The sequence below is a fragment of the Streptomyces sp. NPDC037410 genome (assembly GCF_055602235.1).
The window spans coordinates 89,918-105,836 of sequence record NZ_JBVJWR010000012.1 but is presented as its reverse complement, the minus strand read 5'-3'; the positions used below and the strand labels follow the sequence as shown (position 1 = coordinate 105,836).

The window sequence follows — 15,919 nt, the reverse complement described above, 5'->3', positions numbered from 1 at the left end:
GCACTAGGCGAGGCGCGGGCACAGCCGGGGCGCCTCGGCCGCGGCGTCCACCACGCGACCCCCGCCATCGACCTCCTCCGCGCCCTTGCTCCCCTCGATCCCCTCGATCCCCTCGGCCAACTCCCGCGCCCACGCCACGAGTCCGCCGACATCGATCCCGTACGGGCCGTCCGGCCCGGAAACCGCCCCCTCCAGGCGGTCGGCGCCCCGCCTCAGCAGCCGCCCGCCGCCCGCCGTGTTGCCGCGTGCCGCGTGCGTCAGGCCGACGGCGAGCTGGGCGAGTCCCTGCCACAGGTCCCGCTCCGACTCCGGGCCGGACTTCCAGGCGTCCTCGAACACCTCGTGCGCGTGGAAGGGCATCCCCGCGTCAAGCAGCCGCTGCGCCTCGCGCAGGGTCTCCTCGGGCCCGCGGACGACCCCTTCGGGCAGCCGGGGCACGCCCTCCGCCCCGTACGGCAGCGGACGGCCGAGCCCGTCGCGCGGGCGGGCGCTGCGGGCGCGCCCGGCCTCGTCACGGTCCCGGCCGCCGACCTGACGGTCCCTACCGCCGACGTGGCCCCTGCCGCCCACCTCGTGGCCCCTGCCGCCCACCTCGCGGTCCCCGCCGCCGTCACCCGTTGTCCGGTTCACCCGTCCATTGTCGCCCCCTGGACGATCACGGGCGCTAGGCTCGTCGGTCCGGCGCTGTTCCGGTCCGCGCGGGTGGTGGACCGGTAGCGTCCTGACCAATAGTTCGTGTGTGTGGGGAGTGAGTCACCGGTGCCGACGGATCCCGAACAGTCGCCGCCCGCAACGCCGTTCGCGCCGGGCGCCTCCGACGCGGATCGGGGCGGTCTGCTCGAACGCGGCCCGGAGCTCGCCGCGGCCGCCCACGCCGTCGACGAACTCGTCGCCGGGGCCGCGACAGGCGGCCCCGGGCGCGGCGGCATACTCGTCTACCGGGGCGAGCCGGGCATAGGGAAGACCGCGCTCCTCGCCGAGATACACCGCACCGCCCGGGACCGCTGCACCGTCCTGACCGCCCGCGGCGGCGAGACGCTCACCTCCGTGCCCTTCCACCTCACCCGCCAGCTGCTCCAGCCCGTCCTGCACGGCTTCGGCGCCGACGAGCTGCGGCAGCTCTTCGGCGACCACTTCGACCTCCTGGCCCCGGCCCTGGGGATCGCCCCGCCGTCCTCGGACGCGCCCGCCGACCCCCAGGGCGTGCTGCTCGGCCTCGCCCGGCTCCTCGGCCGCCTCGCGGACCGGCTGCGGGACCGGCCCCCGGTGCTGCTCGTGGACGACGTCCACTGGTCCGACGCCGAGTCCCTGGCCTGGCTCGACACCTTCACCCGGACCCGGCGCGACCACCGGCTGCCCGTCCTCGTGGTCCTCGCCCACCGCCCGTTCGTACGGGAGCCGCAGGGGCCCGGCGCGCCCGCGACGCTCGCCGCGCTCGCGGACCGCGCCGTCGTCACGCTCGGCCTGAGCGCCCTGACCTCCGGGGCCACCGCCGAGCTCGCCCGCGACGCGCTCGGCGGGCACGCGGACGAGCCGTTCTGCCGCGAGCTGTGGACGGTGACCTCCGGCAATCCCTACGAGACGGTCGAGTTGCTCGCCAAGGCGCGCGACCGGATGCTCGAACCCGTCGCGGGCTCCGCGGGCCAGCTCCGCGGCCTCGGCGCCGGGAGCCGCGGCGGCGGACTCGTCACCCGCCTGGAAGAACTCGGCAGCGGCCCGACCCAGTTGGCCTGGGCGACGGCGGTCCTCGGCACGGACGGCACGCCCGAGCTCCTCGCGTCCCTCACCGGCATGAACGCGAAGCAGGTCGCCGAGCACACCGAACTCCTCCGCGCCGCCCGGATCGTGACGGCTCCGACGACCGGCCGGAACGGCCTCGCCCCCGTGCCCGTCCCACCCCTGGAGTTCACGCACCCGCTCATCGCGACAGCCGTGTACGGCTCCGTGCCCACGGCGCGGCGGACCGCCATGCACGGGCGCGCGGTCTGGGTGCTCACCCAGGCGGGCCGCGGACCGGCCGCCGTCTCCCGCCACCTCCTCGAAGTCCACCCCGACGACGACCAGGACGTCGTGAGCGGGCTGCGGGCCGCCGCCGTCGAACACCTCGCCGTCGGAGCCCCCGACGCGGCCCGCCGCTGCCTGGAGCGGGCCCTCATCGAGCCGCCCGGCCCCGACACGTACGCCAGGGTCCTCTACGAACTCGGCTGCTCCTCCCTGCTCACGGCGCCCGCCGCCACCGTCGGCCACCTGCGCTCGGCGCTCGACCTGCCCGGCCTCGACGACGACCTGCGCATCGACGCGACCTTCCGGCTCGTTCAGGCCCTCGCCCACAACAACCAGCTCCAGGAGGCCGCCCGGGCCGCCGCCGTCGAACACGCCCGGACACCGCCCGGCACCGGCCGACGACGGCTCCAGGCCGCGCACTTCATGTACGAGGGGTTCCAGGCGGCCGAGGCGGACGGACCGGACCGCTCGCGCCGGCTCGCCGAGCTCACCGCCGGCTTCACCGGAGCCGACAACTCCGAGCGGGCCCTCATCACCGTCCGCGGCTTCGACGCGATGATGCGCGGCGAACCCGCCGCCGAGGTCGTACGGCTCTGCGACCTCGCCCTCGTCGACGGGGCACCCGCCCGGGGCCTCAGCTGGACCGACCAGGAATGGGGTTTCGAGATCCCGTCCCTCACGGGCATCGCGTACGCCTTCGCCGACCGTCCCGACCGGGCCGAGGCCCTCTTCACCGAGGCCGTGCGCGCCTTCGAGATCTCCGGCTGGAGCGGCGCCCATCTCGCCTTCGCCCGCACCCTCCTGGGCCTGGTCCACCGCCGCCGCGGCAACCTGCCGCTCGCCCAGCACCACCTGGAGGAGGGACTCCGGCTCGCCGACCGCGTCGGCGACGGCCTCCCCGTCCACTGGGACACCGCCTGCCTCCTCGTCGACACCCTCGTCGCCCGGGGCCGTACGGCCGAGGCGCGGACCGTCGCCGACCGGTACGCCTTCGGCCCGCCCTGGCCCGGCGCGATCGTGCTGCCCGACGGCCCCAGCGTCCTCGGCCGGCTGCTGCTCGCCGAAGGCCGTACCGAGGAAGCGGTCTCCACCCTGGAAGGCGCGGCCGAGGCCCTGACCGTCCGCGGCCGCCACCACATCGTGTGGGCTCCCTGGCCGCTCGACCTCGCCCGGGCCCTCGCGCCCACCGACCCGGAACGCGGCGCCCGGATCGCCCGCGAGGCCCACGGCCACGCGGAACGCCTCGGCACGCACACGGCCCTCGGCGAGGCCCTCCGCTGCCTGGCCCTCTTCGCGGACGACCCCGCCGAGTCCCGCCGCCTCCTGGAGCGGGCCGTCGAGCACCTCGCGGCGTCACCGTCCCGCTACGAGGAAGCCCGCGCCCGCCTCGACCTCGCCCACGCCACCGGCGACGCGACCGCCCTCACCGAAGCCGCCGCCCTGGCCGCCACCTGCGGCGTCGACCTCCTGACCTCGGAGGTGTGACAGCCCGTGGGTCATCACCACCCTCCGGAGTGAGGTAATGTTTTCCCTGCACGGCGACGCGGGAGAAACCCCGCGGAGGCGAGCACCGGGACGTGGCGCAGCTTGGTAGCGCACTTGACTGGGGGTCAAGGGGTCGCAGGTTCAAATCCTGTCGTCCCGACTCGAAAGAGTCGCAGATCAAGGGGCCGTTTCAGAGCGATCTGAAACGGCCCCTTGATCGTTTTTGGGGACCACTTGGGGACCAACACGCCTTGACCGCGTCAGCGAGCGACCGCGACCGCGCGTCTGCCCCGGCCTCACCTCACATGGCCGCCGGCTACGGCCCGGGCCCGCCACGGCCGCGCGACGGCGCGATCCGACCCGTCCGTGACAGCGGGCCGATGCGATACGGGATCCTCGGTACCACCTGGGCCCAACGTGACGACGGCGTCTCCCGTCGCCCTTGGCGGGCCCCGACCGCGCGCACTCGCCACCGTCCCTCCACGAACGGGGACCGCAGGCCTGCAGAACCTGCGCATGGGCTTCCTCATGCTGCTCCCCGGAAACCGGTGCGTGGTCCTGGAGGTCGGCGGCATGCAGTACTACACCCGCAACATAGGAACCGAACCCGACAGCACGAAGTACGCCGCGACCATGGCTGGCGACGGCGCCCTGAAGTTCCGCGGTACGAGGTCTTCCGGTTCGGGGCAGCGGCCCTCGGCATCTCACCAGCGGGGGGGGGGGGGGGGCGTCGGCGGGGCAGAGGTCGGGGCGCGCACGGTGCCAGCGCGCAGCGTGGCGCCAGCGACCGGCGGCATCACGGGCGTTGTCGATATCGACCTCCAACAGGCACGACAACCAGGGGTCCTCGCGGCAGTCCTGCTGGGTGACCTGTTCGCCGGGCTGGGCGCCGGGGCGGGCAGCCGCGCACTTGCCGCTGTTGAGGTTGAGCAACTGACATGTCCGCAGCGAGTCGTTGTAGCGCAGGGCCCAGAACCCAGCCGGCCGCGTCGATCAGCTCGAGCCAGTCGGGCAGTGTGCCGGCCGGCACGTCGCTGCGCAGCAGCTGGCCGGCGAAGCTCAGCACCGTCAGTGTGATCCCGTCGTGCCGAGCGTCCTCGGCGGGGTGGCGCGCGGATACCCGGGATGCCGTGAGAGACGGCGGGCGGGATAATGGAGCTCGACCCTTGGTTTCGATGCCGCCGGCGCTTTCGCGTGCGCGCGGCGCCGGGACGGCCGAACCGCCCAGGCCACCACAACCGAGTGAGTCATGCGATGAGTGACACACTGCATGCCCACGTCGTGGGCGTCATCCCGGTGGGAGCGGAACCGGTCGCGCTCGCCACCGATGGCAACAACCGGATATTGGTCACCAACAGCGGTGACAACACCGTATCGGTGATCAATTCCGCGACCGCCACCGTCACGAAGACCGTCCAGGTCGGAGTCGCCCCGCAAAGTGTGGCGTTCGACCCGCAGTTCGGCGTGTACGTCGCCAACGGCGGCGGCGCCACCGTCTCGGTCATCGACCATGCGAACACCGTCACCACCACGATCGGCACGGGCCCCGTCCCGCCCGTTCCACCAGCCGACACGACAAGGGTGGTCGTCGACCACCTCGCGAGCCGCGCCTATGCGACCCTGCGCGCCGCCGACCGCATCGCGGTGATCCACACCAGCAGCACTCCTCCCCACCTGCAGGGTTTCATCGACGTACCCCGTCCCCTCGGGATCGCGCTGCATCCCTTCAAGCACCGCTTGTACGTCACCCAGCCCGACTTTGACACCGTCTCGGTCCTGGCCCCCGAGACCGGCGAGTTCCCCGTGACCATCCCCGTGGGGCAGCGGCCGACCGGCATCGCGATCGACCACACGAGAGGCCGGGTGTACGTCGCGAACTCCGCCTCCCACACGGTGTCCGTGATCGACACGGCCAGCGGCGGCGTCCTCGACGTCGACGTCCTCGCGCCCCCGGTCGCCGTGGCGCTGGATCCTCAGGGCAACGCCTACGTCGGCCATGCGGACGGCACGCTGAGGGTCATCGATGCCGCGACCCATGGGGTCACCGCCGGCGTCACGGTCGGATCCGGGGCGGTGGCGGGCCTGGTGTACGAGCCGTTCCACAAGCGCGTGTACGCGGCCGACAGCGACGACAACACCGTCTCGGTCTTCGAACTTACGGACGGTTGACGGACGTCGCCGGCCTCGCGCCGCCGGCGGCATCCCGGCCACCGGGCCGACCGCGTGCATCAGCCCACCAAACACCTCAAGCCCACCACGACCATGGGAGGACGACCATGGGTGACTTCGTCGTGAACACGTCCCTCGCAGGAGGCCAGTCGCAGCCCTGCGCGGACGCGCTGAACACCAGCGGCCTGTTCACCGCACTCTGGGCGGACGACGGCGACGCCAGCATCAAGGGGCAGCGGATCGACTCCGCCGGCTCGAAGGTCGGTACGGAGTTCGTCGCCAGCGTGGCGCCCCAGCCCGGCGGCAACACGGACCGCCGGTGGCCCTTCCTGGACTCCGTCGGGTCGGCCACCTTCGCCGCATGGATCGAGCAACCCTTCAACCAGCCCCCGCCCACCCCCGCGGTGGTGCTGCGCCGATTCGCTGGCGCGCAACCGGCCGGGCCACCGGTCCAGGTCAGCACCGACGACATCGACCCGCAGTTCCCGCCCGCGGTCACCCGGATGATCGACGGCGGCTGCCTGGTCGTCTGGACGGGTGCCTCGAGCGACAAGCGCGTACGCGCGCAGCGCTTCACCCCCGAGGGGCAGAAGGCGGGCCCGGAGATCGCCGTGAACACCACCGCGGCCTTCCACACCCACGCGTCCGTGACGCTCCTGAGCGACGGGGACTACGTCGTGGCCTGGACGAACGGCCAGCCGGTGGGGGGGGCGGAGGGCTCATCTACCGCGTCTTCGCATTCGACGGAAGCCCCCGGACCGGCGAGAAGCACCCCAACATCGCGGGCTTCACGGGACGTGGCGCGCTGACGGGCCTCGACAACGGGCGCTTCGTCGCCGCTCACGTCAAACCGACGGTCAACAGCGACCTCGGAGTCATGCAGAGCACGGTCTCGGCGGCCGTCATCGACCCGGCGGCGGACGGCGTCGTCATCAGCGCCTCCGCCGGCTCACCGAAGCACTTCAACCGCACCTGGCCGGCGCTGACGGCCCTCCCGGGCGGGCAGTTCGTGCTGGCCTGGGTGGAGAAGAGCGCGGACACCGTCCAGACGGTGCCCACCGTGATGGCCCAGCTCTGCTCGGACAGCCAGCTGGAGATCGGACCGCAGGTCGCGGCCAGCTCCGGCACCGAAGGAAACCGCTTCCACCTCAGTGCTGCTGCCATGTTCGGCAACGGCTCTCCCGGCAGCGTGTTCCTGTCGTGGGCCGACATGGCGCCCGGCGGCGACATGACGATCCGGGGCAGCGTCCTCGCCGCCGGCCCCGGCGGGCTCTCCTGACCGGCGTAGGGGCCCGCGCCGACGTGGTCGGGGCGGGCCCGTACGCCGGTCACTCGTTCGTCCGGCGGTTCGCCTCGGCGAACCGCTCCTGCGGACGCGCAAGACGAGGCCCGGAAAGGTCCGTCGTTCTGACGGACCTGGGCCGGGCGCCTCACGGCCGCTCCGCTACGCGGCCGCTGCCGGCCCCCTCGTCGAGGACTCCGTATCGCCCGAGCTGCCCCTTACGGGACCGGTGCGAGCGGCGAGGCGATCCTGAAGCACGCGGACTGGAGCTCTGCGGGAGTGCTGACCGGTTCGGCGAAGAGATGGAAGTCCCGGTGCCGGATGAAGCGATCACGGACGACGTGAGCCACCAGGCGACGGACCGGTACGTGCTGCACGTACAGCCACCCGGCCCCGCCCGCCGCGTGCCTCAGCAGGTCCTTCGGGGACTCGGCGACCACAGGGGAGGGGGTACGCGGGCTGCCGTACCCCCAGCCGGCGTGGACGTACGGGACTCCGGCGCGGCGGGCGGCTTCCTGGTCGACCGTCATGTCGCCCACGTACACGGCGTCGTTGGGATCGACCCCCAGGTCGGTGAGGGCGAGGAGGTTCGGGTCCGGCGGGGGCTTGCCGCGCCCACCACCGTTCGGCGTGCGCACCGTGGAGAACGGGCAGCCGAGGTTGGTCAGGAGCGGGGCCGCCCGCTCCAACGGCTTGGACGTGACGACCCCGAGGCGCCAGTCGGCGGCGACGAAGGCGTGCAGGACCGCCACGGCGCCGTCGAACTCGCGGGCGCGGTGGGACGCTGCGATCGACGCCTCGTCGTACGTACGGTGAAACCGCTCGGACTCGGTGAATCCGAGCCGTTCCATGATGTCGGCGAACGGCCGGCCGCGGTGGCGCTCATACTCCTCGAACGGTACGTCGAGACCGTGCTCGTTCAGGACTTGCTGCCATGCGCGCTCCATCACCGGGCGGGTGTCGAGGAGTACGCCGTCGAGGTCGAGGAGCAGCGCTCTCCACCGGGGCCGGTGCCCTCGTCGTGGCGGTGGTGTGTTCCCCGGGCACATCGACTCGGCGCTGCCCACGGTGGCCCGGGGGGTGGTGGCTCTCGTCCTCGTGGTCGTCGCGTGGATCTGCGTGGTCGTCGCCTTTGCCGTGGCCCTTCACGCCGACGTCCTCGTCGAGGACGAGCGGGCACTGGAGTTCCCCGGCTCCGAGGAACCCGTCTGGGGTGACTGCGTGTACTTCGCCCTGTCGGTCATGGCGACGTTCGGGACGACCGATGTCACCCTGCTGTCCCGGGAGATGCGCCGGACGGTGGCCGCCAATGCCGTCATCGCGTTCCTTTTTGACACGATCACCGTGGCCAGCGTCGTCTCCGCGCTGAACACGGCTACCTGATGGGCCTGACAGTTCCTAGAAGTCTCCGTGACAGAGAAGGCGGCATGTGCCTTGAACTGTGGACACCTCCGGGGGACCCGGTGCAGCTCCGGGGCCAGGCACGCTACTCGTACCTGGTCGACGTGATGCACGACATGGGGGTGTGGTCTGTTCCGACGAGTATCTGTTGCATCCTGATCCGTATCCCAGCCGTGATGCCTGGTGCCGGGCCCGACACTTACCCCGCACCATGGAATGCGACGGGGTTCCGCACCGGGAGGTCTCCCTTGGGTACCCGGGGGAGTGGCGCCGTCGTCCCGCGCCTCCGCAGGGACTCGTGCGCATCGTTCCCGCCTCGGTGATGGAGAGGTCCGCGTGACGGTCACCCCCTGTCGCGGGCCCGACCGCTGAAAGGGGCGCTTCCGCCGGAGATCGTCCTAGTGGAGCTGTTCGCCGGCCCCGAGGCCGAGCTGTTCCCGGAGGAAGTCGAGCCAGTGGCCGGCTCCGACGCCGGGCGACGGAGAGAGTTCGCCACCGTCAGGCTCTGCGCGCGCAGGGCACTCGTGCGGCTGGGGCTCGAACCCGGCCCGATCCTGCCCGCCGCGGACGGCCCGCCCTGGGCCCGCCGCGCCCCGCGCCGGCCCGACGGCGTCGTCGGCGGTGTGACGCACTGCGAGGGCTACCGGGCGGCGGCGGTGGCACGCGGGGGAGCGGTCGCCTCGGTCGGCCTGGACGCCGAGCCGACCCTGCCGCTGCCCGGGAAGATCGTGGACACGGTGATGCTGCCCGAAGAGCGGGACACGGTGTCCCGGCTCTCCGCGTCGCACCCCGAGGTCGCCTGGGACCGGCTGGTGTTCAGCGCGAAGGAGAGTGTCTTCAAGACGTGGTACACCCTCACTCGACGATGGCTTGATTTCCCTGAGTGTGTGATCCGCCCCGACCCCGAACTCGGAACTCGTCGATCGGTGAAGTGTTTGTGAGGTATTCATTGACTTGGTTGCAGCTTTTCAAGTCAGAAGGTGACTATAGTCGGAACTGCGAATAGCTCTCACGCGACGGGGTGGGAGGCAGTCATTCGCGTGTGGCTCCACGCAGGTCGCATCCTCGCCCTCGTTCGCCCCGCGCGAGTGACGACCGGAGGGACCATGCTGGGAGGTGTTGTATGAGATGGACCATTACGGTCGAGGTGTCCGGTGAGGGCGCCGAAGAGGAACCGGCGAAGATCACCGCAGTGATGCAGAGCGTTTCCGGTGGGCCGCCGCGCATAGTTGAGCTGGTGGTCCGGGCATCGGGAGAAGGTGGGATCCCACCACGAGCGGCACTCGACATCGACTTCGAGATGCTGGCTCAGGCAGTGAGCGGGGTCACCGCCCCGTCCTCCGCCCGTTCCCTGAGCAGGCCGGAGAGCCACAAGCACGCAACGGTGTCTGCTCCTTCGACCGAGCAGCAGACGGAACGGCCCTACCGCAAGATGCCCGATGCGGAAGAGGTGAAGGCGGTCTTCCTCAAGTCCAGCAGCGTGGGCAAGGTGGCACAGCACTATGGTGTCCCCCGCTACACCGCACAGGCGTGGGTGGACAGACTGCGTCGTACGGGCCACCTGGACGACGGGAAGCCGAGCACCCGACGGGCGCGCGGCTGACGACGCGAGCAAGACAGCAAGACACCGGCGCAATGATGACGAGCGTATGTGTCCGCCTGCGCAATTCAGGTGCGGCAGAGGAGCACTCGCGGGATCTTCACGCCGGACGTACCTCCCGGGCTACCCCACAGCCCGGGAGGCACCCCTGGTCAGCCCGCGGTGCCGGGCGGCCGCGACCAGCGGACTGCCCCGGTTCATCCCCGGACCGTCCCACATGCTCCAGGCCAGGCTCTGCGTCCGCCGGCCCGTGGCCGCCCAGCGCTGGGCCCAGCCGTCCACCACCGCGTTGCCCGCCGCATAGGCACCGAATCCGGTGCCGCCGAAAACCGTTCACCGAAGAGAACAGCACCACCGCGGTGTCCGGGCGCCTGGCCGGCAGCCCGTCCACGGCCACACATCCCCCCGCCTTCGGGCGCAGCATCCGGTCCAGCCACTGCCCGGACCCGGTCCGCAGCTCGTGGTCCGACAGCGACTCCCACCGCGCCGGGACCGGGGCTCCGGCAAAGTGCAGCACCAGGTCGAGCCTCCGGCCCCAGGGGGCCTCCGCCTCCGTCACCTTGCGGGCCGGCGCGTCCGGGTCGGCGACGTCGACGGCGCGGTAGCGGGCCTCACCGACCGCGTACAGGATCTCCGGAGCCTCCCGGGCCTCGGGCTCCAGTCGCGTCTGCGGGGTCCGCCCGACGATCAGCAGCCTGACCCCGTGCGCGACCACCGGGAGCGGTGGCGCCTCGTGGTCCCGGAGCCCGGCACCTGCGTCACCGAGACCGTCGACCATTTCGTCATGCCCGCCGCGCGGTCGAGGTTCGACGGAGTCGCCTCGCAGCCGCTTGCGGTGAGCGCGCTCCCAGTGAGCGCGCGCTCGCGGCGGCGAGGATCCGCCAGGCGGGCCCTGCTGCTGGGCATCGCGGAGCGGATCGCCGCTGTGGCACGCGCCCACGTCAACACCCGTACGCAGTCGGGGAAACCGCTCGTGGAACGGCAGACGGACGCGCACCGGCCGGCCGTACTGGCCGGCGAAGCGGACGGCTGGCGACTGGTACGGCCAGCCGCACCGCGCTCCAACTCCACGGTGTACGGGGAATGCCGGCGCACTCGGGGCGGCGAACGTGTACCGGATGGTGGCCGTGGAGTCCGTACGCCGGGGTACCCCGACTGACCTGCGGCTGGAGACCGCGTCCGACACCTGACACCCGGCATCCGGGACTTGCGCCGACAACTCACCTCTCCCGGTCTAGGTCGAAATGCAGAGTCTGGTGCAGTGTGTGGATTTTTGCCTGAAAGGAACGGCGTGAAGGTCGGCTGGAGGCAGGTTTTCGCGCGGCGGATGCGCCGGCCTGAACGTCGCACTCCGACAGGCGAAGCCTGATCGGGACAGTCGGGACGAGCTGGTCACCCGGCTCGTGGCCGACAAGCGGTTCGCGAGCATGGAGGAGCGGCTGCGGTCGGGGTGGGGCTCCGTGCTCAACGTGCAGGAGCAGGATCGCCATAGGGCGCTCTCCCCCCTGGCCCTCGGCGTCTCCTATGGGCCGCTGCAGCCCCTCGTCGTCGAGTGAGAGCACCCCTTTCCGCCAGGTGCGGTAGTACTCGTTCAGTGCCTCGAGACCGCCCTCGGCGGTGACCGGCAACGTCGCGGTGCCGATGGTCAAGGACCCGTCGCCGAAATGCGTGCCGGCCCGGAAGCCGAGTACGTGAAAGGCGATGTGGCACAGACGCCAGGCGATCGTCGTCACCGGCGGAGGCTCCGGGACCGGCTCCTGTCAGCCGAACCTCGCCCTGCCGTCCTCGCCGGTCCGGACCGTCCAGCAGTCTGGCACGGGCTCCCACTGGTATGCGTCGTCGGTGAGACCGGCCGGCCAGGGCGTCAGGTGGTAGTCCCAGTAGGGATCGCACTCCTGTCGAGCGGTCGTTGCTGCGCCCGACGACAGTTGATTCGGCACGTTCGGTGCCCACGTGGCGACACGTGACATCCTGTCAGCGGGGAGGGTCTGCCCTCCCCGCTGACAGGATGTCACGCGCGGACTGTGTCGTTAACGTTCCCTGAGCATGGAAAGGCCACAAGGGCAACAGGCTGCACAGGGGGTGACCGTGATCGCAGGAAGTGTCACCGGTCCCGACATCCACGACGCCGGCTCCGTCAACTGCGTCCCGGAAGACGGGCTCAAGGGGCTGATCAGGCCCCTCGATGAGGAAGCCTTCCTCACCGGACACCTCGGGGCACGGCCGATGCTCTGCCGTGGCGGGCCGGGGCGGTTCGACGGTGTCTTCGGCTGGGACGATCTGAACGCGATTCTCGAATCCACCCGGGTCGACGCCTCCCGGATGCACCTCGTCCGGGCGGCGCGCGGCATGAGCGTCACCTCGTGCTCCGAGCCCGTACCCCAACTGGCGCCCCGAGGGCGACCGTTGAGGATCCGTCCCGAGGCGCTGGCCGGTGCCCTGGCCGACGGTGCCACGCTCGCAGTGGACGGGGTCGAGGAGTTGCACCCTCCGCTGCGGGGGCTCGTCCGCCGGGTGGAGAACAGCCTGCGCAACCTTGTCCAGGCCAACCTGTACGCGAACCTGGGCGGAGCTCCCCAGGGCTTCGATACCCACTGGGACGACCACGACGTGATCATCCTTCAGGTCGCGGGGGAGAAGAACTGGGACCTGCACCCGCCGACGCTGCCCCACCCCGTCGGCGAACTCACCCGCCCGTCGAAGCCACAGCCCTCGGAGACCGGCTGGTCCGGGATGCTGAGCGAGGGCGACGTCCTCTATCTGCCCCGCGGCTGGTGGCACACGGTCCGGGCGGCCGACGGACCGTCCCTGCACCTCACCCTGAGCAGCCGGCTGCCCTCCGCCGCGGACCTGCTGCGGCTTCTGCTGCGGCGGCTCGCCACGGAGCGCCCGGTGATCCGACAGGACCTGCCCCGGTTCGCGGACGCGGCGACGGCGGACCGGTGGTACGCCGACCTGCGGGCGGCGCTCGTCGAGGAGATCCAGGAACCGGGGCTGCTGGAACGGTTGGGCAAGGAGGCGGGGGAGACGGCCCCGGGGCGCCCGGTGTTCACCCTGCCGAAGTGTCCCGAGTGACCGCGTCGCCGGGGATCCGACGGCTGCTGCCCACGTCGGCGAGAGGCCTGCCGGGCACGTTCTGGTGGATCTGGCTCAGCATCCTGGTCAACTGGACGGGCGGGTTCGTCGGCCCACTGCTCACCCTCTACATGACCTCGCAGCGGGGCTACTCGGCAGCGCACGCCGGTGCCGTCATCTCGCTCATCGGACTCGGCGGCGTGCTGGGCACGATCGGCGGCGGCAGCGCTGCCGACCGCTTCGGCCGCAGGACCACCCTGTTCGCCGCGCACTGCTGGACCGCGGTGTGCATGACCTCGCTCGGCCTGGTCCAGGAGGGCTGGGCGATAGCGGTCGCCGCCTTCGCGATGGGAGCCGGCTCGGCCGCCGCCCGACCCGCCATGCAGGCGGCGCTGGCCGACGTCGTACCTCCCGAGGACAGGCAGCGCGCGTTCGCCCTCAACTACTGGGCGCTGAATCTCGGTGTGGCGGTCTCCTCCGTACTGGCCGGAGTCATGGTCACCCACGGATACGTGCTGATCTTCGTCGCGGACGCGGCGGCCACGGCGCTGTGCGCGGTCCTGGTCCTGGCGAAGGTCCCGGAGACCCGGCCGCGCACAGGGGCCCGGACCGGTGGCAGGAGTGCGGAGGCGACGCCACGGCGGCAGGGCGCGCACGGCGGCTCGGTATGGAAGGACCGCCCGTTCCTGGCGTTCTGTCTCGCTGCCCTGCTCTTCGCCTCCGTGTTCCAGCAGGGGAGCACGATGCTGCCGATCGTGGTGGCACGCGACGGCCACGACCCGACGGTCTTCACCTGGCTGCACGCCCTCAACGGCGTAATCATCGTCACCCTGCAGGTGGCCCTGACGCGGCTGGTCCGTGAGCGCTCCAGGGCCGCGACACTGCTCGCTGCCGCGCTCCTGCTGGCCGTGGGGTTCGGCCTGATGGCCTTCGCGGACAGCGTGATCGCGTACGCCCTCTGCGTCGTCATCTGGACGTTCGGCGAGATGCTGCAGGCACCGGCGGGCAGCTCGGAGGCCGCCGACCGTGCGCCGGAGCACCTGCGCGGCCGGTACCAGGGCCTGTACGGCACCGCCTGGACCGCCGCCGCCTTCCTCGCACCGGCAGGAGGCGGGCTGCTGCTCGACTCCGGCGGTCCCGGGGCCTTGTGGGGCGTGTGTGCCGCCCTGGCCCTCCTCGCCGGTCTCATCTGGGCCTGGATCACGGGCCCGGACCACAAGCTCGCACGCCACGAGTTCCGCTCGGGCGTGCGTACCGGGGACGGCTCCCCGTCCCCGGTCGGCTCTCCCGCCCGGGAGAGTCATTCGGATACCGAATGGAGAGGACAGCCATCATGAACTCTTTCGAGATGGAACAGCAGGACGAGCAGTTCGTTCTGAACAACTGCGTCGCCGCGTACCTTGCCGACGAGAACGAGGAGTTCGTCGTCGACAACTGTGTCATGGCGTACATGGCCTGATGCCCGAGGGAAACCTTCGGGCGACCGACCGGGGCACCCGCGTGGTGCCCCGGTCGGGCTCGGCCCCCGCACCCGTGCCGTCCGCACTCGAATCGCCCGCCGATGTCGTCACGCGCCTGCGCGTCTTCCGCGGGCCGGGGTCGACTCCCTCCACCCTCCGGCTGGCCGTCGCGGACATCGTGGACCGTACGCGGACCATGCCCTGGCAGGCGGACCGGCAGGCCTTCGGCATGTCGTGGACCAGCGCCGAGCAGGCGAGCCGCGCGGCCCTGGGCGAAGCCGTCGAGCGCTACTGCGGCACCTGCCCGCCGGACCCCGCGGCGCTGGTCCACGGCAGTCACCGGGACCTTCTCCGCCGCGGCCTCGACGCGCTGGACCCCGCCCGGCTCACGCTCTACTCGCCGGCCCAGTACCGCCGCCAGGACTTCCCCTTCGTCCCGTTCCGGCCGGACACCCCGGTCCACTGGGTCCGCGGCAGGTCCCTGACACGTGACGCGGACGTGTACGTCCCCGCCTTCGCCGCGTACACGCTCTGGCGCCGCATGCCCCACCGGCACGAGGAGGCCCGGCACGCCTTCCCCGTGATCGGCGGCATAGCCGCCGGCACCGACCTCGAACACGCCATCCGCTCCGGACTCGAAGAAGTGGTCGAGCGCGACACGGTGGCCATCTGGTGGGCGAATGCCGTGTCGCCGCCCCGCCTCCCCGTCACCGAGTCCCTCCGCCGGCTCATCGGTCCGCCACTGGACGACTTCGAGGTCGAGCTGACGTACCTGGAGAACCGCTTCGGCCTGCCCACGATCGGCGCGCACGTCCGCGGCAAGACCGAAGGCTGGCTCACGATGGGTTTCGCCACACGGGCGGGAAGCGCGCAGGACGCGGCGTCCAAGGCTCTGGCGGAGGCGTTCTCCCTCCAGCTCACCTGCCGGACCCTGAACTCCCCCGAAGCCCTGGCACGTCTCTCCGACGGCTACCGCGACAGGGACAGCCCGCTGAAGCCGTGGCGCCCCGACTCCTCCTACCTGGACGCCTACCGCGCGGATGGCGGGGACGCCGTGGAACTCCTGTGCCACCAGCAGCTCTATCTCGACCGACGCGCCGCACGGCGCTCCCTCGCCTGGGCCGCCACCGGGCCGGACGGCAGCTGGGACGACATCCCCGCACTGCCGTTCGCCCCACCCTCGCGCAGTACCTTGCGGGCGAGGATCGAGGCGGCCGGACATGAGGTGCTGTACGTGGATCTGACGACCCCCGAGGCCGAGGCGGCGGGGATGAGGGTCGTACGGGTCATCGTCCCGGGCACGGTCGGCACGGCACCGGCCGCGTACCCGGCGCTCGGCGGACGACGCGTGCAGGATGCCGCGGTGGACCTGGGATGGCGCGCAACAGCCCTGCCCGAGGACCGGTTGAACACCTTCCCGATCCCCCATTCCTGAAGCCGCCC

Annotated in this window: 14 protein-coding genes, 1 tRNA gene and 3 pseudogenes; 14 read left to right on the top strand and 4 right to left on the bottom strand. The window is 71.8% G+C overall.

Annotated features, from left to right (window positions below; translation table 11 throughout):
* Positions 1 to 3: 3 nt before the first annotated feature.
* Positions 4 to 570, bottom strand: a complete 567-nt coding sequence (locus ACZ7HT_RS21210; RefSeq protein ID WP_471168299.1) for a DUF309 domain-containing protein — start codon at positions 568 to 570, stop codon at positions 4 to 6.
* A gap of 264 nt (positions 571 to 834) precedes the next feature.
* Between ACZ7HT_RS21210 and ACZ7HT_RS21205 the strand changes: the two genes are divergently transcribed.
* The 5 genes from ACZ7HT_RS21205 to ACZ7HT_RS21185 all read left to right on the top strand — a co-directional run bounded on the left by ACZ7HT_RS21205 (position 835) and on the right by ACZ7HT_RS21185 (position 6,937).
* Positions 835 to 3,489, top strand: a complete 2,655-nt coding sequence (locus tag ACZ7HT_RS21205) for an ATP-binding protein (protein WP_471168296.1) — start codon at positions 835 to 837, stop codon at positions 3,487 to 3,489.
* 86 nt (positions 3,490 to 3,575) lie between these two features.
* A tRNA-Pro gene (locus tag ACZ7HT_RS21200) sits at positions 3,576 to 3,649 on the top strand.
* A gap of 1,094 nt (positions 3,650 to 4,743) precedes the next feature.
* Positions 4,744 to 5,658 (top strand): YncE family protein, encoded by a 915-nt coding sequence (locus ACZ7HT_RS21195; RefSeq protein WP_471167971.1) that lies wholly within the window; start codon positions 4,744 to 4,746, stop codon positions 5,656 to 5,658.
* Between the two features lie 107 nt (positions 5,659 to 5,765).
* Positions 5,766 to 6,467 carry a hypothetical protein gene (locus ACZ7HT_RS21190; RefSeq protein ID WP_471167969.1) on the top strand — a complete coding sequence of 234 codons (702 nt, stop codon included), beginning with the start codon at positions 5,766 to 5,768 and terminating at the stop codon, positions 6,465 to 6,467.
* Between the two features lie 68 nt (positions 6,468 to 6,535).
* Positions 6,536 to 6,937, top strand: coding sequence for a hypothetical protein (locus tag ACZ7HT_RS21185; RefSeq protein ID WP_471167966.1), 402 nt, complete (start codon positions 6,536 to 6,538; stop codon positions 6,935 to 6,937).
* Between the two features lie 221 nt (positions 6,938 to 7,158).
* On the opposite strand, the gene ACZ7HT_RS21180 is transcribed toward ACZ7HT_RS21185, so the two are convergent.
* Positions 7,159 to 7,887 (bottom strand): HAD family hydrolase, encoded by a 729-nt coding sequence (locus ACZ7HT_RS21180; protein WP_471167963.1) that lies wholly within the window; start codon positions 7,885 to 7,887, stop codon positions 7,159 to 7,161.
* A gap of 59 nt (positions 7,888 to 7,946) precedes the next feature.
* On the opposite strand from ACZ7HT_RS21180, the pseudogene ACZ7HT_RS21175 reads away from it, so the two are divergent.
* The 4 genes and pseudogenes from ACZ7HT_RS21175 to ACZ7HT_RS21160 form a co-directional block, all read left to right on the top strand.
* Positions 7,947 to 8,323: pseudogene (locus tag ACZ7HT_RS21175) on the top strand (DUF1345 domain-containing protein); the annotation flags it as partial.
* A 53-nt stretch (positions 8,324 to 8,376) separates the two neighbouring features.
* A pseudogene (locus ACZ7HT_RS21170) lies at positions 8,377 to 8,681 on the top strand (hypothetical protein); the annotation flags it as partial.
* A gap of 61 nt (positions 8,682 to 8,742) precedes the next feature.
* On the top strand, positions 8,743 to 9,282 hold the full coding sequence (locus tag ACZ7HT_RS21165) for a 4'-phosphopantetheinyl transferase family protein (RefSeq protein WP_471167960.1): 540 nt from the start codon (positions 8,743 to 8,745) through the stop codon (positions 9,280 to 9,282).
* Positions 9,283 to 9,464: 182 nt separating this feature from the next.
* Complete coding sequence (locus tag ACZ7HT_RS21160) at positions 9,465 to 9,944, top strand: hypothetical protein (RefSeq protein ID WP_471167957.1); 480 nt, start codon at positions 9,465 to 9,467, stop codon at positions 9,942 to 9,944.
* A 120-nt stretch (positions 9,945 to 10,064) separates the two neighbouring features.
* Here ACZ7HT_RS21160 and ACZ7HT_RS21155 read toward each other — a convergent pair.
* Positions 10,065 to 10,259 (bottom strand): annotated as a pseudogene (locus tag ACZ7HT_RS21155) (KR domain-containing protein); the annotation flags it as partial.
* Between the two features lie 385 nt (positions 10,260 to 10,644).
* Between ACZ7HT_RS21155 and ACZ7HT_RS21150 the strand changes: the two are divergent.
* Positions 10,645 to 11,100: a hypothetical protein gene (locus ACZ7HT_RS21150; protein WP_471167954.1), complete on the top strand. Its 456-nt coding sequence runs from the start codon at positions 10,645 to 10,647 to the stop codon at positions 11,098 to 11,100.
* A 61-nt stretch (positions 11,101 to 11,161) separates the two neighbouring features.
* Here the strand turns inward: ACZ7HT_RS21150 and ACZ7HT_RS21145 are convergent, their stop codons facing one another.
* A complete protein-coding gene (locus ACZ7HT_RS21145) occupies positions 11,162 to 11,674 on the bottom strand; it encodes a hypothetical protein (RefSeq protein WP_471167951.1) in 513 nt (170 codons plus the stop codon).
* 355 nt (positions 11,675 to 12,029) lie between these two features.
* Here ACZ7HT_RS21145 and ACZ7HT_RS21140 point away from each other — a divergent pair, with 355 nt between their 5' ends.
* The 4 genes from ACZ7HT_RS21140 to ACZ7HT_RS21125 are packed head-to-tail and all read left to right on the top strand — an operon-like array spanning position 12,030 to position 15,911.
* Positions 12,030 to 13,016, top strand: a complete 987-nt coding sequence (locus ACZ7HT_RS21140) for a JmjC domain-containing protein (RefSeq protein ID WP_471167948.1) — start codon at positions 12,030 to 12,032, stop codon at positions 13,014 to 13,016.
* On the top strand, positions 13,004 to 14,353 hold the full coding sequence (locus ACZ7HT_RS21135) for an MDR family MFS transporter (protein ID WP_471167945.1): 1,350 nt from the start codon (positions 13,004 to 13,006) through the stop codon (positions 14,351 to 14,353). The genes ACZ7HT_RS21140 and ACZ7HT_RS21135 overlap by 13 nt, the downstream gene beginning before the upstream one ends.
* Positions 14,350 to 14,475 carry a hypothetical protein gene (locus ACZ7HT_RS21130; protein WP_471167942.1) on the top strand — a complete coding sequence of 42 codons (126 nt, stop codon included), beginning with the start codon at positions 14,350 to 14,352 and terminating at the stop codon, positions 14,473 to 14,475. The genes ACZ7HT_RS21135 and ACZ7HT_RS21130 overlap by 4 nt, the downstream gene beginning before the upstream one ends.
* On the top strand, positions 14,475 to 15,911 hold the full coding sequence (locus ACZ7HT_RS21125; protein WP_471167939.1) for a YcaO-like family protein: 1,437 nt from the start codon (positions 14,475 to 14,477) through the stop codon (positions 15,909 to 15,911). Before ACZ7HT_RS21130 ends, ACZ7HT_RS21125 begins: the two co-directional genes overlap by 1 nt.
* The last annotated feature ends 8 nt before the right edge of the window (positions 15,912 to 15,919 follow it).

Coding starts and splice junctions, on each gene's coding strand:
- ACZ7HT_RS21190 (WP_471167969.1), top strand. CDS start 5,766: ATGGGTGACTTCGTCGTGAACACGTCCCTCGCAGGAGGCCAGTCGCAG.
- ACZ7HT_RS21195 (WP_471167971.1), top strand. CDS start 4,744: ATGAGTGACACACTGCATGCCCACGTCGTGGGCGTCATCCCGGTGGGA.
- ACZ7HT_RS21180 (WP_471167963.1), bottom strand. CDS start 7,887: ATGGAGCGCGCATGGCAGCAAGTCCTGAACGAGCACGGTCTCGACGTA.
- ACZ7HT_RS21160 (WP_471167957.1), top strand. CDS start 9,465: ATGAGATGGACCATTACGGTCGAGGTGTCCGGTGAGGGCGCCGAAGAG.
- ACZ7HT_RS21125 (WP_471167939.1), top strand. CDS start 14,475: ATGCCCGAGGGAAACCTTCGGGCGACCGACCGGGGCACCCGCGTGGTG.
- ACZ7HT_RS21185 (WP_471167966.1), top strand. CDS start 6,536: ATGCAGAGCACGGTCTCGGCGGCCGTCATCGACCCGGCGGCGGACGGC.
- ACZ7HT_RS21130 (WP_471167942.1), top strand. CDS start 14,350: ATGAACTCTTTCGAGATGGAACAGCAGGACGAGCAGTTCGTTCTGAAC.